Raw genomic sequence first — 21,115 nt, forward strand, 5'->3', positions numbered from 1 at the left:
GACAAAAGATTAAGGAAGGTGAATCAGGGAACCGATGGAAATAATCGAACGAGCTCCTGCGAAAATTAATCTTGGGTTAGATGTTCTGCATAAACGTGTGGATGGCTATCATGAAGTTGAATCTATTTTTGCAAGTGTAGATTTAGCCGATCATTTAACTTTTGAAAATCTAGAAGAAGACATCATTCGTATTGAAACGGACAGCTCTTTTTTACCCGTGGATCGACGGAATCATGTCTATCAAGCAGTTGACTTATTAAAGCGTACCTATAATATTCATAAAGGAATTAAAATATATATTGAAAAACGTATCCCCGTGGCAGCTGGTTTAGCAGGGGGGAGCAGTGACTGTGCCGCAGCATTACGAGGCTTGAACAAACTGTGGAATCTGGGGTTGACGATGGACGAACTCTGTGAAATTGGTAGCCAAATTGGTATGGATGTTCCTTATTGTTTAAGGGGCGGAACAGCCTTTGCAAACGGACGTGGGGAGAAAATTGAAGCATTACCGACCATGCCTCAATGTTGGATTGTGTTAGTTAAACCAAGAATTAGTGTATCTACTAGTACCGTTTTTAATGATTTAGCGGTAGATGAATTGCACCATCCAGATATTGCTGGACTAAGAATAGCTATTGAAAATGGTGATTATACTGGGATGACCCAGACGGTCGGCAATGCGTTGGAAAGTGTCACGATTGCCAGACATCCAATCGTGCAACAAATCAAGGATCGCATGCTGAAGTACGGCGCTGATGCAGCGTTGATGAGCGGCAGTGGACCGACAGTCTTTGCTTTATGTGAAAAGAAAACACGAGCACAACGGATTTATAATGGACTCAAAGGCTTTTGCGAAGAAGTTTATTTGGTTCGGACATTGAAATAAATAAAAAACAACAGAGCGTGGGACAAAAATCCAAAGTGATTTTTGTCCCACGCTCTGTTGTTTTTTTAAATTTATTCCTTGACGTCCCGTGATCCATTTGGTACATTATTCCTGGCAAATCGTAAATATTACGGTTTATAATAGGTAAATCGAAAAGAGGACAGAACATGACGAAAATCTACCGCCGTTTGATAATCGGCGTTACTTTAGCAATCAGCGCTTTTCTTTTAGCTAGTTGTGGGCAAACCACACAATCGCCAAAAGAGAAGAAAGAGCTCACGGTAATGACTACTTTTTATCCGATGTACGACTTCGCAAAACAAGTCGTTGGTGATGAGGGAGAGGTTGAGCTGTTGATTCCAGCTGGAACGGAACCACACGATTATGAACCAAGCGCAAAAGACTTAGCGAAAATTACTGATGCGGATGTCTTTGTTTATAATAGTAAAGAGCTAGAAACTTGGGTTCCGAATGTTATTGAAAACTTGGACACGAAAAAAGTTTCAATCGTGGAAGCCAGTCAATCCATTCAATTGATGCAAGGAACAGAAGAGGAAGAATCTGGCGAAGAAGGTCATGAAGGCCATAACCATTCTCACGAACTGGATCCGCATGTCTGGTTAGATCCCGTGTTAGCGCAAAAAGAAGTGATAGCGATTCGGGATGCGCTTATCAAAAAATATCCTGAGAAAAAAGCCGTATTTGAAAAAAATACCGCTGCTTATTTGGAAAAATTGACTGCGCTAGATAAGGAATACCAAGCTGCATTTGCAGGCGCTAAAAATCGGACCTTTGTGACGCAACATGCTGCATTTGGCTATTTGGCAAAACAATATGACTTGACCCAAGAACCGATTGCTGGGATTTCTCCAGACCAAGAACCTTCGCCAAGTCGTTTAGCCGAATTAAAAAAATATATTAAAACAAACAATGTTTCTGTGATCTATTTTGAAGCATCGGCTTCTACAAAAGTAGCCAAAACATTGGCAGATGAGACAGGCGTCGAATTAGCCGTATTGAATCCTTTAGAGAGTTTAACTCAAAAAGAACAAGAAGCAGGCGAGAACTATGTGTCTGTCATGAAAGAAAACCTCGCCGCTTTACAAAAAAGCATTCATTAATCTGGCAACAGAAAGGAGCCAACTTATGCATTATATTGAAGTCGAAAATTTAACCTTCTATTATGATGATGAACCTGTTTTAGAAGATGTTTCTTATTATGTTGATCCAGGGGAATTCGTTATTTTAACAGGAGAAAATGGCGCTGCCAAGTCAACGCTGATCAAAAGTACTTTAGGGTTATTAAAACCAACAAGTGGCAAAATTACGGTCGCTAAAAAAAATAGTGCTGGTGAAAAAATCAGCATTGGCTACATTCCACAACAAGTCGCTTCTTTCAATGCGGGCTTTCCTAGCACCGTCATTGAATTAGTACGTTCAGGTCGGTTTCCCAGAAATCGTTGGTTCAAACCGTTGACGAAAAAAGATCATCTTCATGTGGAAAAAGCTTTGAAATCAGTGGACATGTGGGAAATGCGCCACAAACGAATTGGCGAGCTTTCTGGCGGGCAAAAGCAACGAATTAGTTTAGCACGAGTGTTTGCGACTGATCCAGATTTGTTTATTTTAGATGAGCCAACAACAGGTATGGATGAACAATCGCGAAACGAATTTTATCAATTGTTGCAACACAGTGCGCATGAACATGGAAAAGCTATTTTGATGATTACGCATGATCATGAAGATATCAAAACCTATGTAGATCGTCAAATTCGTCTTGTCCGCAAAGAAGATTCGAAATGGCGTTGCTTCCATATGAGTGAAGAATCGTATACGTAAATTTTCCAATAAAACGTTATCTGGCTCGATAATAACGAAAGCCTAGGAACAGCTTAAAGAAATGTTGGAAAAATTTAAAAAATAAGCAGGAATTAAAAAATTAATTCGCTTAAACGTCGCTACAATGGTAGTGTTCATTTTAGCGGTAAGGAGTGAATCGTATGGCAGAAATGCTTTCTTATGCATTTATGCAAAAGGCCTTTTTAGCAGCACTGTTTATCTCAGTGATTGCCCCAATGCTCGGCGTCTTTCTAGTTATTCGCCGACAATCTTTAATGGCAGATACCCTTTCACATGTGTCATTAGCCGGTGTGGCACTAGGCTTCTTTTTTAATTGGAATCCTAATTTAATGACCTTAATTGTCGTGATTGTGGCTGCAATCATTCTAGAATATTTACGAATGATTTATAGCACCTATTCAGAAATTTCGATTGCTATTTTAATGTCAGGCGGTTTGGCTTTGGCGTTAGTTTTAATGAATTTAACAGGAGGCAATTCAGCTGCTAGTATTCAATCGTATTTATTTGGTTCCATCGTCACGATTACGTGGGATCAAGTGGTTATGTTGGCAATTTTATTCGTAGTTTTAGTTCTATTGTTTATGTTATTTAAACGCCCAATGTATGTTTTAACATTTGATGAAGATACTGCTCATGTTGATGGGCTACCTATTCATTGGATGTCGATGCTTTTTAATGTAATTACTGGTGTGGCGATTGCTGTGATGATTCCGATCGCGGGAGCCTTGTTAATTTCAGCAATTATGGTCTTACCAGCTGCGATAGGTATGCGAATTGGTAAAGGCTTCAACACGGTAATCATCATCAGTGTGTTTATGGGCTTGATTGGCATGCTAACAGGGTTGACTAGCTCGTATTATTTGGAAACACCACCGAGTGCAAGCATTACCCTAATTTTTATTGGTTTATTCTTATTAGTCAATATTTATCGCCGAGTGGTTGTTATGGTCCAACGAAAACAAAAAATGCAAAGAAACTAAGGAGAAAAACGAAAGTTTTTCTCCTTTATTTCTTTTTTTTAAAAGAAATGGCGAACTATTTTCAGTTATTTGAAAAAAATCCTCGAATTTTTCGGTTAAACCCCTTATAATAAGGAACGATAGAATGAAAAGGAGTGACGAATTTGAAAATTCGGAGAAGTGAACGATTAATCGATATGACCCAATATCTTTTAGATCATCCCCATACATTGGTTTCTTTGACATATTTTGCTGACCGATACCAATCTGCCAAGTCTTCCATTAGTGAAGATTTAGCAATTGTTAAAAAAACATTTAAAGAACGTGGAACAGGTATTTTAGAAACGATTCCAGGCGCTGCAGGCGGTGTCCGCTTTATCCCTGAAATTCCTTATGAGGAAGCGGAGCAGTTGATTATGGATTTGTGTGATCGTTTGTCAGAACAAGATCGCTTATTACCTGGGGGTTATGTTTATCTTTCAGATTTACTTGGGGAACCGAATTTATTAAGACAAGTGGGCCGGATTATTGCTTCTAAATATTTAGGCAAACAAATTGATGCGGTAATGACCGTTGCGACCAAAGGAGTGCCAATTGCGCAAGCTGTGTCTTATTACTTAAATGTTCCGTTTGTGATTGTTCGTCGCGATTCTAAGATTACTGAAGGTTCAACGGTGAGCGTGAACTATGTATCAGGGTCTTCAGAACGTATCGAAAAAATGGAACTTTCAAAACGCAGCTTAAAACGCGGCTCAAAAGTTTTAGTCGTGGATGACTTCATGAAAGGCGGCGGCACCGTCAATGGTATGAAGAGTATGATTGAAGAATTTGAAGCAGAACTTGTGGGCATTACTGTTTTTGCTGAGTCAAAATTCAATGGCCGTCGTGCAATCGATGACTACACTTCGCTATTATATGTGGAAGATGTGGATACACAAACAAAAACGATTAGCGTAGTCCCAGGAAACTATTTCACAGAGAAATAATTTGAAAAAGAACCTGAAAATGGTCCATTCCATTTTCAGGTTCTTTTTTTCTGTTTTATTCCTTTAAAAAAAGATGAGAAAATAAATTGGTCTACCTTTTAAATGCCTTATTTTGTTGAAAAAGACAAAAGAGTAAGATAAACTAGAAAAGGTATAATGAGGACGATTTAGAAGAAAATCAAACAATTTAGTTAATTTGAGGTGGCAAACGTGGAAAATAGATACGCAATTATTTTAGCAGCTGGTAAAGGAACACGCATGAAATCTAAACTTTATAAAGTATTGCATCCAGTTGCTGGTAAACCAATGGTCGAACATATTTTAGATCAGGTAGAACAAACAGAACCAACAGAAATCGTGACAATCGTTGGACATGGGGCGGAAATGATTAAAAGCCATTTAGGCGAACGTAGTCAATATGCCTTACAAGCTGAACAATTGGGAACTGGGCATGCAGTCATGCAAGCACAAGAGTTATTAGGTGGTAAACAAGGAACAACATTAGTTATTACAGGGGATACGCCGTTATTAACTGCGGAAACCTTGAAAAATTTATTCGATTACCATCAAGGTAAGAATGCAAGTGCGACTATTTTAACAGCGCATGCGGAAGACCCAACAGGCTATGGTCGAATTATTCGTGACCATGTGGGCATTGTAGAACGAATCGTGGAACAAAAAGATGCCAGTGAAGAAGAAGCACGTGTTCAAGAAATTAATACAGGAACCTTCTGTTTTGATAATGAATCATTGTTTGAAGCGTTAGCGAAAACAGATACAAACAATACACAAGGGGAATACTATTTAACAGATATCATTGAAATTTTGAAAAAAGAAGGCAAAGCTGTCGCTGCTTACCAAATGGCAGACTTTGACGAAGCAATGGGTGTAAATGATCGCGTCGCTTTATCCACTGCTAATAAAATTATGCATCGTCGTTTAAATGAAATGCATATGCGAAATGGTGTTACATTTATTGATCCAGATACAACGTATATTGATGAAGGTGTGGTAATTGGTTCAGACACAGTCATTGAAGCGGGAGTCACTATCAAAGGAAAAACAGTGATTGGCGAAGATTGCTTGATTGGCGCACATTCAGAAATCGTTGATAGTCACATCGGCAATCAAGTGGTTGTTAAACAGTCTGTGATTGAAGAAAGTGTGGTTCGCGAGGGGGCCGATGTGGGTCCGTATGCACATTTACGTCCTAAAGCAGATGTGGGGGCAAACGTACACATTGGTAACTTCGTGGAAGTAAAAAATGCAACAATCGATGAAGGAACAAAAGTGGGCCATTTAACATACGTTGGTGATGCAACATTAGGCAAAGATATTAATGTCGGTTGCGGCGTTGTTTTTGTTAATTATGATGGCAAAAATAAACACCAAACAGTCGTGGGTGATCACGCGTTTATTGGCTCTGCAACGAACATTGTTGCGCCAGTCACGATTGGTGATCATGCGGTGACTGCTGCTGGTTCAACTATCACAGAAGATGTCCCTTCAGAAGATTTGGCGATTGCCCGGGCACGTCAAGTGAATAAAGAAGGCTATGCTAAAAAGTTACCTTACATGAAGGATTAACCTCAAATAAAAAAGAACGCTCTTTTGCTTAAGCAAAAGAGCGTTCTTTTTCCTCCTTAAAGACTAGACCAATTGCTGCTAATATTTGTTTAGAGGCATTCAAGGACTAGACCAATGCTGTTTATTCGGTATTTTTAGTTATTTTTTTCAAAAAAATAGTTTTTGTTCTGCTTTTCCAATATAAAAAGACTTTCTTTTTTATAAAGTTCGTGTTTTGGTCAAAATTACTATTTTTTTCACAAACAAATCCGCTGTATTGTCCAAAAATAAAAACAATTTACAGGAAAAACATCTTATTTTAACGGAATTTACTGTTTTTTATTTAACGGATATATTATGATAGGAAAAGAAGAGCAGCGTGATGGGGGAAGGCTCTTTTTGTTGTTTGTTACTTTGACAATTGTTTGTTGCAAATGGGTTGAAACACAAGGAGGAAATTTGTGAAAAAGTTGAGCTTTAAAAAAGTGAAGTGGGGCATGCATTTTTTAATGGCTGTTGCATTGATAGCGCCAAGCGTTACTAGTAGGACAGTTCCTAAAAGTGGCTAATTTTTTGTTAAAAAATTAATTGTTATTTTGCCATGAGGGTCTACAATTAAGTTTTTAAGTACTGATCTCCAAACAAACCTTTTTTCTTCTTCATCGAAATCACGATAAGTACTTTCTATATTTTTTTTAAACCAATTTGATTTAAATACTATAGTTTCCTTAGGCTTGACTTGAACAATCATCTGTTCAAGCTCTTTTCTATCTTTCTTATATTCGTCTAAACTTATAACCTCATTAAGATACGCTTTTTTTAACCGTTCTATTTTCTTTAGTACTTTTGAATTATTGTTTTTTTCAGGAGCAGAAACTGCTATCTTCTTCTGTTTAGCTTCAAAGTTTTCCGCGTCTGCTTTAATGTTGTTTAATAAATACTCTTCAAGTATCTCTTCGGGTATATTTATCTTATTTGGGCATTTATTTCTTTTATAAGTGTTTCCGTTACAACGGTATACTTTTTTTGTATAATACATCACTGTGCCATCTTTTTTAATATATTTTCTTTTTCGATAACGTCCAGTCATTTTTTTACCGCAACAACTACATACTACCAGTCCTGAAAAGATATAAGTACGTTTTGCTATAGATGAAATATTTTTATCTAATAGATTTTGAACCTTCTCAAAGGTTTCCTTATCCACTATGGGAGGACAATAATTTTTGTTACCAGAAACTTCACCTATATATTTTCTATTCCTTAACATGTGCTTGATTGTTCGAGAACTTCTTGTAATATCATATTCATTGAATAGATATTCAACAGTTAGGCGTATACTGTTGTGAATAGAATAATGTTTAAAAATATCTTTTGCGATAGGTGCATTTTCGTTAGGTATTAACTTCTTATCACAGATTTTATAACCAAAAGGAACGCTACCAGTTACCACTTCTCCCTTTCTAATTTTGTTTTCAAATACTGCTTTGATACGTTCAGACGCCATTTGTGCTTCTAATTCAGCAAAACTCATTGACTGATTAACAAAGGAACGTCCATAAGCAGTATCAGTATTGAAAAATGGTTGTGAAACGGCAAGCCATGTTACGCCAGAATTATCTAATATTTCTTGAATATTTAAGTAATGACGTAAATTTCTAAACCATCGATCTAATTTGGTAAACAAAATAATATCTATTCTGTTCTTTTTTATATCTTCTAATAAGCGTTGAAATTCATCGCGGTACAATTTTTGTCCTGAAATGCCGTCATCAATATACGTGTCAATGATTGTCAAATTGTCTTGAGTACTTACATAATCTTTTAAAGTAGCTATTTGTGCGTCTAAACTATCCCCGTGTTTTGCTTGTTGATCAGTAGAAACCCTAATGTATAACGCTGCTCTCTTTAGCATAAACGAATCCCCCTATCTTATTTAAAAACTACTCTTGGTCTTTCTCAACATTAAGCTTGTTTAATTGTAAAAATAACTGAGCATAATCAGATTTAAGCTCTTGGTATTCTTTTTCAGTAAATCTGTGACTAGGTCCTGTACGTAAATTTAAGTTAATATATTCAATATTCAACTCTTCGCAAAGTCTTTTTTCTACTTCATATTTATTCATAATATCCCTCCTTAGAGAATGTATGTTCTTTTTTTGTAAGAAGAAAAGTCCGAGGGTTAAAATTTATATTTATTTCTTAGCTAACCACGAACTATTCTTCTATAAATTATTTTTTTAAACAGATTGGTCTTTAATAGAATACTTTTAAGTCTAATACAAAAGTTCTATAATATAACTTTTCCAATAATTCTAATTTTTTCATTTTCTAAAATTCTATCTTCATATTTGGTATTGATTGATCTCAAAATAATTTGCTTATTTGAGTAGTCTTTAATTACTTTCTTACATGTAACACCATCATTATCAATTTCTACGATTGCAATTTCACCATTTTCAACATCACATTGTTTTTTATAAAAAACAATGCTTCCATCTTTAATTAGCGGTTCCATTGAATCTCCCTGAATATTAATAGCACAATCTGCTCCTTCCGGCACGTGTGCGAAAGAGTGCTGTTCAACGTCTATATCTCCATATTCTAGAACTGCAGGGTTTGCTGCGGTCTTTCCTACCAATGGAACAACTTTTCTATTGCGTGATTCCGTTTCAAGAATTTGCTTATCTAATTCTTTCTCGGCAAATATTAATACATTTTTTTGTCTTTTAGTTTCTAACTTAGCTGAGGTTTCGTTTATTTTCGTTAAAATTTGAGAAAGTGGTTCTTCTTCAAATCCTAATAGGTATTCTGGGCTTGTTTCTAAAGCATTGGCAAAGTCAGATATCTTATTAACAGGAAATTGTCTTGTTCTATTTTCATAACGTGACATTGCGGACTTAGCTATTCCAACTTTTTCTGCTAATTCAGTGGATGTCATTTTTTTCTGTTTACGCAAGTTTGTAATTAATGTCATAATTTCATCATTCGTTCTCAAATTATTCACCTCCTAAAGAAATAATACTAATAAAGTTCCCAATAGTCAACAAAAAATGTTCTTATTCGGCACAAATAGTTGACATTCGGGAATCACCGATATATCATTAAAGCACATTCATGAATGAATAAATGTTAGGAGGATTATAAAAATGGAATTTGACTTCAACCGTTTAAAAGCTGAGAGAATCGCAAAAGGGTATTCTCAAGAAGAATTAGCAAAGAAATTACAATGGACACGAAGTGTATATACAAAACGTGAAAATGGTACAGTTTCATTGGGAGTTGACGAACTAGCAAAAATAGCAACAGCATTAGAAATGCCAGAATCTAGAATATCTATTTTTTTTACTCGTTAAGTTCCCGAATGTCAACAACAGAGGAGGGAAGTGTGATATGAATCAAAAGTCGTCAGAAAAAGTAGATATCGATTTATTGGCACAAGCTTTTGCTGATGTTTTAACGCGACGTACTGGTATACAACATGTTTGTAAAATAAAAAGTAAAAGTGAATCTAAGAAAAGTGAAGGTAACAGTTATCAGAAAGAAGCTAACTAAAAATGAAGGGAGAAACAGAATATGCAATTAGTAATAATGAAAAATAAACAAGTGGTAACAAGTAGTTTACAAGTTGCTGAAACATTTAGAAAACAGCATAAACATGTTTTAGAAGCCATTGATGAATTAAAGCAAGGGCTAGCCGAAAATTCGGCAGACTTATTTTATGAAGATATATATGTTCATCCGCAAAACAAACAATCTTATCGCCAAGTTATCATGAATCGCGACGGCTTCACTTTATTAGCAATGGGGTTCACTGGTCAAAAGGCATTGCAGTTCAAACTGAAATATATTGAGGCTTTTAATCAAATGGAAAAAGAAATTCAACAGCCCAAACTACCAACTTCCAAAAGAGAACTAGCAATGCTTGCTTTATCAGCAAATGAAGAAACAAATGAGCGTGTAGATAATATTGATAAACGATTAGTAGATATCGAAGAAAATAAACTGATTAGCACTGAAGATAAAGGGACGATCGATAGCAGAGTTAGAAAGAAAGTGTACTACTTATGCAAAGAACAACGCTTAAGTCAAGAAGCAAAATCAATGCTCTTTCAAGATTTGGGATCTAGCATAAAACGACTGTTTAATGTTCCTAATAGAGGTCGCATTAAGGATAAGGATTTCCAACGTGTTCTTGAATTTATTGATAACTGGCAGCCGTCATCTGTTACTAAAGAACAGATTAAACAGCTTGAATTAGAAATGTTCTAGGAGGTAAATAATATGAGAAAAATTTATAACTTAAGAAGAATTGCAGTACTGCTTATTGTTTTCGGATTGGGTCTGCTAGTGGGTGGAAACTTTAATCCAATCATCCAAAATGTGTATATTGGATTGTTCATTATTTGGACATTATTTTATGACTTAGCTCTTGAAGATAGAGAGGTAAATAAATGACAAGGAAAGAAAAACTACAACAAACGAAAAAACTTGCTGATTTATGGTACCAGCAACAAAAAAATCAAATATACATTATGCAACAAAAAGAGAGAAGGGAATTTAGATGTTTAAAGCAGTAGGAAAAGATAGTTTGAAAATTTACGTGGTTGAGGATACGAAAGCCCTGGTATTTCAAAAGCTTAAAGAAAAATATCCAGACACTGCGATAAATAAGGCAGTATTTCCAGAAGCGTTATTTATCCAAGAAACAAAAAAGTGACTTCCGCCGGCAAGCAAAAAGTCACAAACAAAATTAATTGATAGGAGAATTATAGCATGAGAGTGGAAGTGGATTCAATGCAAAGAATTGTCTTAATTGATAATCATTCACCTTATGGATCACTGATTTTTGAAAAGGATGCTATTAATAATCATGTTGCTGTTTACCAAGATAGCGAAGATGAAGAAGTTAGAACAGTATTCGAGAGTTTAGATGAAAGTGCTTATTTTAATCAAGTTGAATTAATCGAAGGACTTCAAAAAGTTATTTCATTACTGAAAGAAGGGGAATAAATGAACGAGAACAGCGAAAATTTAAAAGAATTGTTTGATGGGATGTATAAGCTAAAAAGCAAATTAATTCAACCAAGATTTGACGCAGAAGTTGCCTATACAACGAAAAAAGGTCCAATGAATTTCCAATATGCAACTCTAAAAGCGATTGAAGAAGCAATTAGAAAAGCTGCACAAGAATCCGAAAGCGGAATTGATTTTCAACAAAATGTCGTCAATGAGAATAATGCGTTAAAAGTCACAACAATTATTACTCATGTTAGCGGTCAATATATCATTCATGGACCTTTTGAATTTCCAAACAGTGGCACTAATCCGCAAGGGCTAGGAAGCTTAACAACTTATGCAAGACGTTACTCTTTGTCTGCTGCTTTTGGAATTGCTGCAGATAAAGACGATGATGGCCAAACAGCAGCTGAAAAGAACAGCGATACTTCAAAAGTTGATTTGATTAGCGGTAAACAGTTAGCTACGTTAAACGATCATATCCGACAACTTTCTGAGTTATCGAATTCTGAACTTGACTATGTGCGGAATGAGCTAAGTAAAGAATTGAATGTAGATGTCAATGAAAATATGCCAGCTAGCATGTTCAAGAAAGCTATGGAAGTTCTGAAGCAATGGATACAACAATTCCAACCACAACCAGAAGAAAACATTACATGGGGGCAAAACTAATGACAAACGAATTAACAACAGAATTGCAGTTTAGTGTTGATTTTAAAGCCAGTGAAATTACCATTCAAAACGAAGTGCAGCTAGCTTCGATTGTCGACAGTGCTGTTGAACATTATTCAACAATGATTTTTACAGATGAGAATATTCCCGACGCAAAAAAAGCTAGAGCAGATTTGAAAAAAGTATCTGATTTACTAGAAAACCAACGAAAAAATATAAAAAAAGAATACAGTGAACCTTTAAAAAAATTCGAGGACAAAATAAAAAAATATACTGGAAAAATCAATCTAGTGCGCTCAAGCATCGATGAAAATATTAAGTCTTATGAAGAAACCGAACGCAATAAACGAAACGAAAAGCTTCAAGAAGTAATTGCTGAAATGTCTGAAAATTATGGTGTTGATATCAATGAATTTAAAATTTCGGATTCATGGTTAAATAAAACATCTTTCACTGCTAAAGGTGAATTAACCAAAAAAACTATTGAAGAGATCGCAACAGTAATGTATTCAGTAGCAAAGGAAAAAGAGCGTATCAAAAACGATAAGCTCATTGTTGAAAATTATGCTAAGGCAGTTGGTCTTGACTCGTTTTCTTGGGTCGCATTAATCGATAAAGGGTCTACTGCACCAGAACTGATAAAAGAAATCGATTCAGCCGTTGCTTTAAAAAAAGAACAAGAAGAACGTGAAAGAGCAAAAAGAGAACACGACGAAGCCATGGCTGCTTTGAAAACTGAAACAATCAACAATAAAACGGTTGACACTGCGACAGGTGAAATCATCACGGAAAAAGCGCCAAAAACCAGCAAAAAACAACAAGAGAAAACAGTTACGTTAAGACTAACAGCAGAGCATCAAAAGTTAGTTGCTTTAAACAATTTTATTATTAATAACGGGATTCAAGTGGAAGTGATTGAATGAACCTGAACAATGTTTATTCTGCTGTTATTAAGAGTTTGAAAAACAACTCAATAACAGCAGTAATAAACGAAGCAATAAATATTGAACGATTAAAAACCATGTATTTTGATTATACAGGGCCAAGAGAAGTTGAAATAAGATTTATTGATCCGAGAAAATTTAGTGTTGCCCAACGTCGATTTATCTTTGCAATGCTAGAGGATATATTCTCTTTCACAGGGCAAGAAACGGAAGTGTTAAAGGAAATGTTCTATCTCAGGTTTGAAGCGTTACAAGGCTATGAAATTAGCCTCAGAAACGACTCAACGAACACAATGGACGATGCAACCATTTTAGCGAACATTATCTTGAATTTCATCTTTGAAAATAATATTCCATTTCGCAATGGGTACGATATTTTACCTGCTAATCAGGAATATTACTTTTACAAATGCATCACTAACAGAGTTTGCTGCATATGTGGCAAAACTGGTGCAGACATTGACCATTTTGATAAAGCTCTAGGTCGGCGGAAAAGAAAAAGTGTGGACCACACAGAATACACTTACGCTGGTTTGTGCCGATGCCATCACACAGAAAAACACAACATTGGTATTACAGCATTTAAGAAAAAATATCATGTTAAAGGAATTAAATTAAATCAAGATACCATCAAGAAATTACACATTGGAGGGTAAACATGGCAGACAATAAAAAATATTACTATCTCAAACTCAAAGATAATTTTTTCGATAGTGATGAAATGATTGTGCTAGAAAGTATGCCCGATGGTTATATCTATTCCAATATCTTATTAAAACTTTATTTAAGAAGTTTGAAATATGAAGGGCGCCTAATGTTTAACGAAAGGATACCATTCAACTCAACAATGCTATCACAAGTGACGAGGCATAGCGTTGGAGATGTCGAAAAAGCAATACAGGTTTTTAGAGATTTAGAGCTCATTGAGGTTTTAGATAATGGAGCAATTTATATGTTAGATATCCAAAATTTTATTGGAAAATCTTCAACAGAAGCAGATAGAAAAAGGGATTATAGACAACAAATCAAGAAAGAAAAAGACAGTCTGTTGCTTAATGATGTGACAAATGTAACTACAAACGTCCGGACAAATGTCCAAAAAAAGGGTAACAAATGTCCGGACAAATCTACACCAGAGATAGAGATAGAGTTAGAGAAAGAGTTAGAGATAGAAAAAGAAGATTCAAAACCTTCTCGTAAATATTCTAACGAACATTTACGCCTTGCTGAAAAGTTAAAAAATAATTTAATCAATGATTTTCCAAGTGAAATGAAAAGAGCCAATATTGAAAAGTGGGCTGATACGTTCAGGTTAATCGAAGAACGAGATCAACAGACTATTGCAGCAATTGACTATGTTCTTGATTGGTTACCGACAAATTCATTCTGGTTCGGAAACATTAGAAGTGCTTCTAAGCTAAGAACGCAGTTTGAAAAACTAAAATTTGAAATCAAAAATGAAAAGGAACGTGGCCAACAAAGAGCGACTTACCAGCGTCAAAATGTGAGGGTTGAAAATTTACCAGAGTGGGCAAAAGAACCCAAAGAAAATACTGAAAAAAAGCTTTCGCCTGATGAGCAAGCAGAATTAGACAGACAAATCAAAGAATTCCTGGAGGGGAAATAAATGAACGACAATAAATTATCAAAACATTTAAAACGAGCCGTATCTAAGTTTGAATCAAGACCAATTTTAAGATGTGTCCATTATGATGCAAATGGAAGCATAGCTGCAACAGACTCTCATAGATTATTGCTAATCGAGAACTTCCACAATCACAATAAAGAAATTAACCAAGATATCAGAACAATGGAAATACTCGACGCACCATATCCTGAGCTTGGCCATCTTATACCGAATAAGGCAAAATCAAAAATAAAAATAACAATAAGTTTGTCAGTTTTATTAAGAGCAGCAAAGGCATTAAACACAAATACAGATGAAATAATCGTGATGAAAATTGAACAAGGTAAAATTACTTTTACAAACTTACACGACGAAAAAATATATGGTTCACCAGTGAAAATTGAAGTGAATGCACAAGTTGTTGGTGAATCAATGAAGTTAGGTGTTAATTCACGATATATCATTGATGCCTGTGAATTTCTATTAGATGCAAAAGAGAGGTATGCCGTTGATGATACTGTAATTCATCTTTATTCAGAAAATAAACCATTTACGCTTGAAATCAAAGAAGGTAAGTATCTTTATCTGGTAACTCCAGTGAGACTGAATCTGCCTGACGGAGGTAAATAGATGACTGATGTAAAAGAAAAAGCACTAGTTATTATGCTTAAAGAAATGGAAAAAGAGCACACAAAAGCTGAAGATAAAATTCATAATTGGTTATGCGATCAAGAAGATGAAGAACTATTTAAAGGGGTTCTGAAACAAGGTAAATCAATCAGCAATGCTCTAAATTATTGTGGACATAAAGCTCGAGAAATGGCTATGAAAGGGGTAGCTATTGTAGACGATTTAGAAGTTTTTGATTGGGTAAAAGAATATTACCTATCAGATGAAACAAACGTCAAACAAGAAACGTCACAAGTTGCAACATCAATTAAATCTAAAAATAAACCTGTCAAAGATAAGAAAAAGTCTAAAGAAAAACCAAAAGCCAATAAACCAAAAATCAATGAAGGATTGCAATTAGATTTGCTTGATTTTCTATGAAAAAGAATGCTGATTGGTACGTTGAGAAGAAATTAATTCCTCCTAAAAGTTTTTTTAACTGGTGTGAATCACAAATACCGATTTATAAGTGGTCCAACAAAAATGAAGTGATCGTATCTTCTGACAGAAAATTTGGCCATGTTATAGAAAAAAGGTTAACAAAAAATTCAAGATTAACTTTTGTAGATAAGTTTTATTCATTCGCAATAGTACTTGTTACTTCTAAACGAATCGAGGTTCAGTCTTATGGCTATTGGTTAGATATTATTGACGGTAAAGAAAGCCTAGAAAGCACGTTGGTGAATTTTGAAATTTTCGATAATGATGAATGTGTAAAGATAACAAAATGGGGTAAAGGATATGTTTTTGGACTTACTCCAAATTATGGAGGAATGAGTTCGCCTTATCATGGAACAATTTTTTATAAAAATAATTGGGAGACAAAAGTAAAAAAGATTTCGCCATTAAAATATTTAAAGTTTAAGTATGATGACATTCAAATTTATGAATTAAGAAACTGGTATCAATATCGCTTTGAAATTGAATTTTTGCAGAAAATAAATGCAAAAAAACTAGTAGATGAAGTGATGTATCCGAAGTATTCATATCAGAATGGAACATATAGAAAAGGTGTAGATATGCGGACCTTGAATAAGAAATGGCTGAAAGAAAATAAACAATTTTTCAAAAATTCTAACCGAGATTTTTATGAATTCGAATTAGAAAAACGGATAAAAAACCGGAATGGAAAGGTCGTACCTGGTATTGAAAAGTTCTTGGATTATCATGCCATTAACAAAATTCCGAAAGGTATAGGAATGGTTAAATTTCAGAATTGGGTTATTAAAAATAAAATCAATATGCTTTACTACTTCGACTATCTGAATATGTTAAAAGATTTAAATATAGATCCTACAGGTGATGCTAATTTAATTATTCCTAAGGATTTAAAAAAAGCACATGATAATGCTGTGGAATTGCTGAATCAATTAAAAATCGAACAAAAGAGAAAAGAAAATGAAAAACTACAGCAAGAGTACGAGGAAACGTTGGTCAAACGCTTAAAACTAGAAAGAGTTGTTGGTAATTATGAATTCAAAATACCTCGAGACATTATCGAAATAATCCAAGAAGGTAAAGCATTACATCATTGTGTAGGTGGTAGCCATTACATTGAACGTCACAGTAAGGGGCAAACAACTATTGTCTTTGTTCGTAAGAAGAACGACACAGAAACGCCGTTTTACACCTTGGAATATCAAAAAGGGCATATTGTTCAATTGAGAGGTAAACGTAATCAGAGAGCCTCTCACGAGGTAGAAACAGCTAGTGAGAAATGGATTGAATTAATAAAAAAAGAGGTGATATAAAAATGCCTTACGTTGTAAAAGTAACTGCATATTTGGATCAACATGGGAATCCTGTATCAAATATAAAAGATGCTAAATTTTTTGAAAAAAAGGCGATTGCAGAAAGTGCTGCATTTGTAACAGATGGAATTATTAAAGAGGTTAGCAAAGTAATAGTTATACCTAAAAAAAATAAAATTTTGAAAACAAAAACTGAACCAATTAAGAAAGAAAAAAGCACTAAAAGCAATCAAGTTTGGATGAAAGCGAGTGAAGAAGATGATTCCAAAGTTTAGAGCAAGAGATCAAAGAGGTAACTGGCATATTGGCCTTTTAACTTTTATGTTTGGCCAGTATGCCATCGTAAATGAAGCAGATGAAAATTCGGTTTATCTGATTGATAAGGAAACAGTCGGACAATCAACTGGATTGAAAGGCTATATGTCCGATTCTTATAAAGACAATGAAGAAAAAAATGTTTTTAAAGGCGACATCATTGATATTTTTTGGGAAGAGTGGCCGATGGGATATTACCAAGAAAATCATATGGTTGGTGTAGTTGATAAAGACGAAACAGGAACAGCATGGATAATCAAAGATGCCAAATATGAGTATGACACTCCTAAGCAAATACCAAACGAAATTGATGGTATTCCTGTATCAATGAGTTTGCCAGATGCAGAAGACTTAGAAGAAATATTCTTGCATAATTTTAATTTATCGTCTAGCGACATAACTATTTTAGGTAACATCTATGAAAACCCAGATTTATTGGAGGTCAAATAAATGGCGATTAAAGGAAGAAGCAAGTTTGACTTTGAAGTGTTTAATGGAGATTTCAATAATTGGATGGGCTTCAATAAACAAAAATATTCCAGGGAACAAGCAATAGAGGAATGGCGGTCAGAACTAATGCTTGACGAAAGCACACCTTACATTGTTGAAGATGCATTTGTTAGATATCGTTTCGGAGTAGACGAAGACAATGAGAACCGTAGTTGCTGGTGGTTAGAATGGCGAGATTGTGGTCATAGGTCTGTGCCTGTTTGGTCCATTAGAACGCCTTTTCCGTGGGAATTGGAGGGAACAGAATGAGTAAAAAACAAATACTAAAAGGTTGGGTCGCTAAAATAGGAGATTGTGATCCAGCAATCCATTTATTAAAAAGCTTGATGCACAGACAAGATTATAACGAATTTGATCTAGAAAATAGAAAACTCGGTAGTTTAATTTTGAACGCTTTGTCAGCTTTAGGATACGAAAATATTTCAGATGAAGAGGAAGACTTTGAAAATGGAATTAATGATAAACGTGTTGCTGAAAATGTAATAATGCAACTATACGCTAGTGACAAACAAGAAAAATTAGAAAGCATTAAAGAAAAAGTGGTATTGGACAGTATGGGATTGTTAGAGTTTCAAGAGAACTGGTATGGCTACAGTACATGGACGATTGAAGGTTATGAAATAGAAACCTTTACGCTAGGTGGTCATAATTTACTTGAAATATTAGAAGGATTAGAAGGTAAATTTATTTATTTGGTTATCGATCGATTTAAGGAGGAAGAAAAATGAAATTTTACGAAATGAGAGAACCTTATTATGCATTAATTGCTGCTGAAGATGAAAAACAATGTTTAAAATTTTATAAGGATATTGTTTGCGAAGTGGAAGACGAAAAAGAATTTTTCGATGATATGAAAATAATTGATAAATACGAAGCGTTCAAAATGCTTGCTAAAAGTCATACTGAAGATGGTGGAGAATTGGGTGCAGAAGAAGCTTTCAATCAATTAGAAAATCTTGAAGAAGACGGCGAAGCATTGCTGATTGACAGCGGTTTGCTTTAGGAGGTATCGGAATGAGTATGAGCATTCAACCAGGAGACAAAGTAAAGTATATCGGTAAAGGAGTTCCCAAATATACTGGGAAAATATTAGAAGTAGAGAAGGTAATTCCGTTAGGCTGTATTCTTTTATTTCCAGAAGAAGATAGAGGATTAATAGGATTCGAGGGGCTCGGCGTATGGAAAAAAGAATCGTTAATCTGTGGATTTGATGAAGTGGAGGAACAGCGATGAAAAAAAGTGGTCTCAAAATCGGAGAAATTGAGTTCTCTGAAGTTCACTCAGGTGGTGAATCAAGCATTTTTTTCAGTGTTTTAGATGGAGAGTTAGCGATATGTACAACGAATTCAGCAGATGAAAGTCAACATGATTTTACCATTCCTAAAAATGAGTGGGAAATTATTAAAAGAGTTATTGATATAAATTTTGCGTAGGAGGAACAGCGATGAATAAACAAGAATTGATAGACATATTAGAGAATTTAGAATGTAGCACAGAAAGTTTAAGCTATGACAACGGTTATGAACAAGGCGTTTATGATTCGTTGTCGTACGTGATACTACTAGACGAACCGAAAAAAGTCGTTGTTCCGAAGTTCGTGGCAGAATGGATTGAGTATGCCAAAAAGAAAGGAGATAGTCTAATTGATTCGTTCAATCCGTGGGATCTTTATGGTGCAGAATATATCGATGCTACTCGATGGATCGATAATAATCAAGAAACGTTTGCTCTTGCTTGGGTCAACGGCTACGAAGTCGAGAAAGAGCAATTGTATTATGTTTTTGACACGACAACAAAACAATATTTAGGTGTAGATAAAGTTTTAAACAAAGCGTTCTGGTTATCGTCTCAGAATAGTGGAGCAAGAACACCGCTAACTGAACAAGAAATCAAAGCAATTGACGAGCGTTACTGGGATTTTGCTGTGAAAGTGGAGGTAGAATAAATGAATACAAGTAATTATACAGGCGTCGCAGAGAACCTAATTCAAAGCTTTGGAAGTTTAGCAGAATCAATCAGAAAAGGATTTGGAATTTTTAGTGAACAAGAGAACCGACGAATTCACTATTTATGCAGTAAGGGGTTTTCTCTTGAAGATGCGAAGATCGTTACTAAGTTGGAAAACGGGTATACCGTTTCGTACAAAGAGTTAAAACGATTTGCAAAGTTATTATGATTAGGAGGCTGAATAAATGGAACAACTCTTATTAACAAAAACTGGTGAAAACGAAATCGGTATAAATGCTACAGGAATGGATGATAATGAAATTGTCTTCACGTTAGCTGCTGCTTTAATTGGATACAGCAAGGAATTGGGACTAACAGAAGCAATACTAAACGAAAGTATGTCCGTGCTGTGGAAAGATGGTGAATAAATGAAACGCAATTGGAAAAGAGTAATAAATAAAGTTAGTGGCATTGCAATAATGATTCTTGTAGCAAAAGCAGCCGTGAGCTATTTCGTGTATAGCAATGACATAACAAGCAGTGACCTCGTTTATTTCCTTTCATGCTCATTTATTTTGGGGTTAGGGCTATATTTAGGAGGTTCAAGTGTATGAGTTATCCAGAAGTTTATATCTTAGGAAGGCAAGTCGATGGCGTTTATGTTGAGTATTCAGAACCATATCTTTCAAAAAAAGAAGCTGAATTTGATAAGCATCACTATGAAATGGGCCAATCAATGTCACATGATGCTGGCTCTTGGAAAATTTTAAAGTATGGCAGACCAATTACACTGGAGGTGCAACATGGGTAAGAAAAAATCAAAAATTAAAAAGAAAAAGCGTCGCTTGCAAGAAAAGGCAATTGCAAACGGCACTCAAAATTCTAAAAAATAAAAAAAGTCGGAATCGCTCCGACCAACCACATTGATATTATAACATAAAAGGAGCGATTTAACTTGATTCAATTGTTAAAAGAAGTTGATTTCAGTCAGACTAGAGCCAATGCGAGAGCCGTGTTGAAAAATTTTAGACGTTTGGACCGAATAGCTGGTCGTTCCTTAGTAGATGTTCGGTCGCCAATAATTACAGACATGCCCAAAGGTATAAGGCATGGCAACAAAGCAGAAGATGCGTTGATCCAGATGATTGATGTTGAAGCAGAACGTGATGCAATCCTAACGACTTTGATGTCATTAAGCATAATAAGTCGTCAAATTCTTCACTACAGTTTTTGTGTGCAGGACCATTACTCTAATTACAAAATCGCCAGAGAAGTCGGCTATTCTGAAAGAAGTATTCAAAGAATGAAATCAGAAGCTTTGATTGAATTCGCGGAAGCTTACCGAAATGGAAAAATAATTGCATATAAATAATTTTTGGCGGTTTTTTGGCGGAAAGTTGGCGG

At 35.1% G+C, this 21,115-nt stretch carries 34 protein-coding genes; 31 read left to right on the forward strand and 3 right to left on the reverse strand.

All coding sequences use genetic code 11. The features are described from left to right. Positions 1–34 precede the first annotated feature (34 nt). The 6 genes from ispE (at position 35) to glmU (ending at position 6,278) form a co-directional block, all read left to right on the forward strand. On the forward strand, positions 35–886 hold the full coding sequence (gene ispE, locus HMPREF2810_RS08725) for a 4-(cytidine 5'-diphospho)-2-C-methyl-D-erythritol kinase (RefSeq protein WP_002356061.1): 852 nt from the start codon (positions 35–37) through the stop codon (positions 884–886). Between the two features lie 167 nt (positions 887–1,053). After that, complete coding sequence (locus HMPREF2810_RS08730; protein ID WP_002383496.1) at positions 1,054–2,007, forward strand: metal ABC transporter substrate-binding protein; 954 nt, start codon at positions 1,054–1,056, stop codon at positions 2,005–2,007. Positions 2,008–2,032: 25 nt separating this feature from the next. Continuing rightward, the gene (locus HMPREF2810_RS08735; protein WP_002356064.1) at positions 2,033–2,725 is read left to right on the forward strand and encodes a metal ABC transporter ATP-binding protein; all 693 of its coding nucleotides are present in this window, start codon (positions 2,033–2,035) and stop codon (positions 2,723–2,725) included. 161 nt (positions 2,726–2,886) lie between these two features. Continuing rightward, the gene (locus HMPREF2810_RS08740; protein ID WP_002383493.1) at positions 2,887–3,726 is read left to right on the forward strand and encodes a metal ABC transporter permease; all 840 of its coding nucleotides are present in this window, start codon (positions 2,887–2,889) and stop codon (positions 3,724–3,726) included. 143 nt (positions 3,727–3,869) lie between these two features. Beyond that, complete coding sequence (gene purR, locus HMPREF2810_RS08745; protein ID WP_002381336.1) at positions 3,870–4,691, forward strand: pur operon repressor; 822 nt, start codon at positions 3,870–3,872, stop codon at positions 4,689–4,691. Between the two features lie 201 nt (positions 4,692–4,892). Then, entirely contained in the window at positions 4,893–6,278 is a 1,386-nt protein-coding gene (gene glmU / locus HMPREF2810_RS08750; RefSeq protein ID WP_002356067.1) for a bifunctional UDP-N-acetylglucosamine diphosphorylase/glucosamine-1-phosphate N-acetyltransferase GlmU, read from the forward strand. Positions 6,279–6,822: 544 nt separating this feature from the next. Here the strand turns inward: glmU and HMPREF2810_RS08755 are convergent. From HMPREF2810_RS08755 to HMPREF2810_RS08765, 3 genes are all read right to left on the reverse strand, one after another. Continuing rightward, positions 6,823–8,172, reverse strand: a complete 1,350-nt coding sequence (locus HMPREF2810_RS08755) for a recombinase family protein (protein WP_048942190.1) — start codon at positions 8,170–8,172, stop codon at positions 6,823–6,825. Positions 8,173–8,200: 28 nt separating this feature from the next. After that, positions 8,201–8,383: a hypothetical protein gene (locus HMPREF2810_RS08760; protein ID WP_010824902.1), complete on the reverse strand. Its 183-nt coding sequence runs from the start codon at positions 8,381–8,383 to the stop codon at positions 8,201–8,203. Positions 8,384–8,547: 164 nt separating this feature from the next. Continuing rightward, positions 8,548–9,264, reverse strand: a complete 717-nt coding sequence (locus tag HMPREF2810_RS08765) for an XRE family transcriptional regulator (RefSeq protein WP_229226729.1) — start codon at positions 9,262–9,264, stop codon at positions 8,548–8,550. 142 nt (positions 9,265–9,406) lie between these two features. Here HMPREF2810_RS08765 and HMPREF2810_RS08770 point away from each other — a divergent pair, with 142 nt between their 5' ends. From HMPREF2810_RS08770 to HMPREF2810_RS08890, 25 genes are all read left to right on the forward strand, one after another. Continuing rightward, complete coding sequence (locus HMPREF2810_RS08770; RefSeq protein WP_010824904.1) at positions 9,407–9,613, forward strand: helix-turn-helix domain-containing protein; 207 nt, start codon at positions 9,407–9,409, stop codon at positions 9,611–9,613. Positions 9,614–9,650: 37 nt separating this feature from the next. Continuing rightward, positions 9,651–9,812 carry a hypothetical protein gene (locus HMPREF2810_RS15890; RefSeq protein ID WP_010824905.1) on the forward strand — a complete coding sequence of 54 codons (162 nt, stop codon included), beginning with the start codon at positions 9,651–9,653 and terminating at the stop codon, positions 9,810–9,812. A 21-nt stretch (positions 9,813–9,833) separates the two neighbouring features. Continuing rightward, positions 9,834–10,529, forward strand: a complete 696-nt coding sequence (locus tag HMPREF2810_RS08775) for a Rha family transcriptional regulator (RefSeq protein WP_010824906.1) — start codon at positions 9,834–9,836, stop codon at positions 10,527–10,529. Positions 10,530–10,541: 12 nt separating this feature from the next. Next, complete coding sequence (locus tag HMPREF2810_RS15895; protein WP_002369040.1) at positions 10,542–10,715, forward strand: hypothetical protein; 174 nt, start codon at positions 10,542–10,544, stop codon at positions 10,713–10,715. Between the two features lie 106 nt (positions 10,716–10,821). After that, positions 10,822–10,977, forward strand: a complete 156-nt coding sequence (locus HMPREF2810_RS15900; RefSeq protein ID WP_002389151.1) for a hypothetical protein — start codon at positions 10,822–10,824, stop codon at positions 10,975–10,977. A 56-nt stretch (positions 10,978–11,033) separates the two neighbouring features. Next, positions 11,034–11,270 (forward strand): hypothetical protein, encoded by a 237-nt coding sequence (locus tag HMPREF2810_RS08785; RefSeq protein ID WP_002389004.1) that lies wholly within the window; start codon positions 11,034–11,036, stop codon positions 11,268–11,270. Next, positions 11,271–11,948, forward strand: a complete 678-nt coding sequence (locus HMPREF2810_RS08790) for an ERF family protein (RefSeq protein ID WP_010824907.1) — start codon at positions 11,271–11,273, stop codon at positions 11,946–11,948. After that, complete coding sequence (locus tag HMPREF2810_RS08795; RefSeq protein ID WP_048942191.1) at positions 11,933–12,871, forward strand: DUF1351 domain-containing protein; 939 nt, start codon at positions 11,933–11,935, stop codon at positions 12,869–12,871. The genes HMPREF2810_RS08790 and HMPREF2810_RS08795 overlap by 16 nt, the downstream gene beginning before the upstream one ends. Continuing rightward, positions 12,868–13,548 carry a putative HNHc nuclease gene (locus tag HMPREF2810_RS08800; RefSeq protein WP_016618508.1) on the forward strand — a complete coding sequence of 227 codons (681 nt, stop codon included), beginning with the start codon at positions 12,868–12,870 and terminating at the stop codon, positions 13,546–13,548. Before HMPREF2810_RS08795 ends, HMPREF2810_RS08800 begins: the two co-directional genes overlap by 4 nt. A 2-nt stretch (positions 13,549–13,550) precedes the next feature. Next, positions 13,551–14,519, forward strand: a complete 969-nt coding sequence (locus HMPREF2810_RS08805; RefSeq protein WP_010824910.1) for a phage replisome organizer N-terminal domain-containing protein — start codon at positions 13,551–13,553, stop codon at positions 14,517–14,519. Beyond that, entirely contained in the window at positions 14,520–15,149 is a 630-nt protein-coding gene (locus HMPREF2810_RS08810; protein WP_048942192.1) for a hypothetical protein, read from the forward strand. Further along, the gene (locus HMPREF2810_RS08815) at positions 15,150–15,569 is read left to right on the forward strand and encodes a Cas9 inhibitor AcrIIA9 family protein (RefSeq protein ID WP_002409390.1); all 420 of its coding nucleotides are present in this window, start codon (positions 15,150–15,152) and stop codon (positions 15,567–15,569) included. It begins immediately after the preceding gene. Next, entirely contained in the window at positions 15,566–16,939 is a 1,374-nt protein-coding gene (locus tag HMPREF2810_RS08820) for a PcfJ domain-containing protein (RefSeq protein ID WP_048942193.1), read from the forward strand. Before HMPREF2810_RS08815 ends, HMPREF2810_RS08820 begins: the two co-directional genes overlap by 4 nt. A 2-nt stretch (positions 16,940–16,941) precedes the next feature. After that, a complete protein-coding gene (locus HMPREF2810_RS08825; protein WP_048942194.1) occupies positions 16,942–17,214 on the forward strand; it encodes a hypothetical protein in 273 nt (90 codons plus the stop codon). Continuing rightward, complete coding sequence (locus HMPREF2810_RS08830; RefSeq protein WP_033627942.1) at positions 17,198–17,704, forward strand: YopX family protein; 507 nt, start codon at positions 17,198–17,200, stop codon at positions 17,702–17,704. Before HMPREF2810_RS08825 ends, HMPREF2810_RS08830 begins: the two co-directional genes overlap by 17 nt. Next, positions 17,705–18,013 carry a hypothetical protein gene (locus HMPREF2810_RS08835; protein WP_048942195.1) on the forward strand — a complete coding sequence of 103 codons (309 nt, stop codon included), beginning with the start codon at positions 17,705–17,707 and terminating at the stop codon, positions 18,011–18,013. Further along, positions 18,010–18,492, forward strand: a complete 483-nt coding sequence (locus tag HMPREF2810_RS08840; RefSeq protein WP_048942196.1) for a hypothetical protein — start codon at positions 18,010–18,012, stop codon at positions 18,490–18,492. Before HMPREF2810_RS08835 ends, HMPREF2810_RS08840 begins: the two co-directional genes overlap by 4 nt. Beyond that, positions 18,489–18,767 carry a hypothetical protein gene (locus HMPREF2810_RS08845; RefSeq protein ID WP_048942197.1) on the forward strand — a complete coding sequence of 93 codons (279 nt, stop codon included), beginning with the start codon at positions 18,489–18,491 and terminating at the stop codon, positions 18,765–18,767. The genes HMPREF2810_RS08840 and HMPREF2810_RS08845 overlap by 4 nt, the downstream gene beginning before the upstream one ends. A gap of 11 nt (positions 18,768–18,778) precedes the next feature. Beyond that, the gene (locus HMPREF2810_RS08850) at positions 18,779–18,997 is read left to right on the forward strand and encodes a hypothetical protein (RefSeq protein ID WP_048942198.1); all 219 of its coding nucleotides are present in this window, start codon (positions 18,779–18,781) and stop codon (positions 18,995–18,997) included. Continuing rightward, the gene (locus tag HMPREF2810_RS08855; RefSeq protein ID WP_048942199.1) at positions 18,994–19,197 is read left to right on the forward strand and encodes a hypothetical protein; all 204 of its coding nucleotides are present in this window, start codon (positions 18,994–18,996) and stop codon (positions 19,195–19,197) included. Before HMPREF2810_RS08850 ends, HMPREF2810_RS08855 begins: the two co-directional genes overlap by 4 nt. An 11-nt stretch (positions 19,198–19,208) precedes the next feature. Then, positions 19,209–19,709: a DUF1642 domain-containing protein gene (locus HMPREF2810_RS08860; protein ID WP_048942200.1), complete on the forward strand. Its 501-nt coding sequence runs from the start codon at positions 19,209–19,211 to the stop codon at positions 19,707–19,709. Then, positions 19,710–19,940 (forward strand): hypothetical protein, encoded by a 231-nt coding sequence (locus HMPREF2810_RS08865; RefSeq protein WP_016630712.1) that lies wholly within the window; start codon positions 19,710–19,712, stop codon positions 19,938–19,940. Positions 19,941–19,956: 16 nt separating this feature from the next. Then, complete coding sequence (locus HMPREF2810_RS08870; RefSeq protein ID WP_002389222.1) at positions 19,957–20,139, forward strand: hypothetical protein; 183 nt, start codon at positions 19,957–19,959, stop codon at positions 20,137–20,139. A 182-nt stretch (positions 20,140–20,321) separates the two neighbouring features. Continuing rightward, on the forward strand, positions 20,322–20,522 hold the full coding sequence (locus tag HMPREF2810_RS08880; protein WP_002409380.1) for a hypothetical protein: 201 nt from the start codon (positions 20,322–20,324) through the stop codon (positions 20,520–20,522). Positions 20,523–20,666: 144 nt separating this feature from the next. Next, entirely contained in the window at positions 20,667–21,083 is a 417-nt protein-coding gene (locus HMPREF2810_RS08890) for an ArpU family phage packaging/lysis transcriptional regulator (RefSeq protein WP_048942201.1), read from the forward strand. Positions 21,084–21,115 lie beyond the last annotated feature (32 nt).

Source organism: Enterococcus sp. HMSC078F03, assembly GCF_001811595.1.
Classification (GTDB): domain Bacteria; phylum Bacillota; class Bacilli; order Lactobacillales; family Enterococcaceae; genus Enterococcus; species Enterococcus faecalis.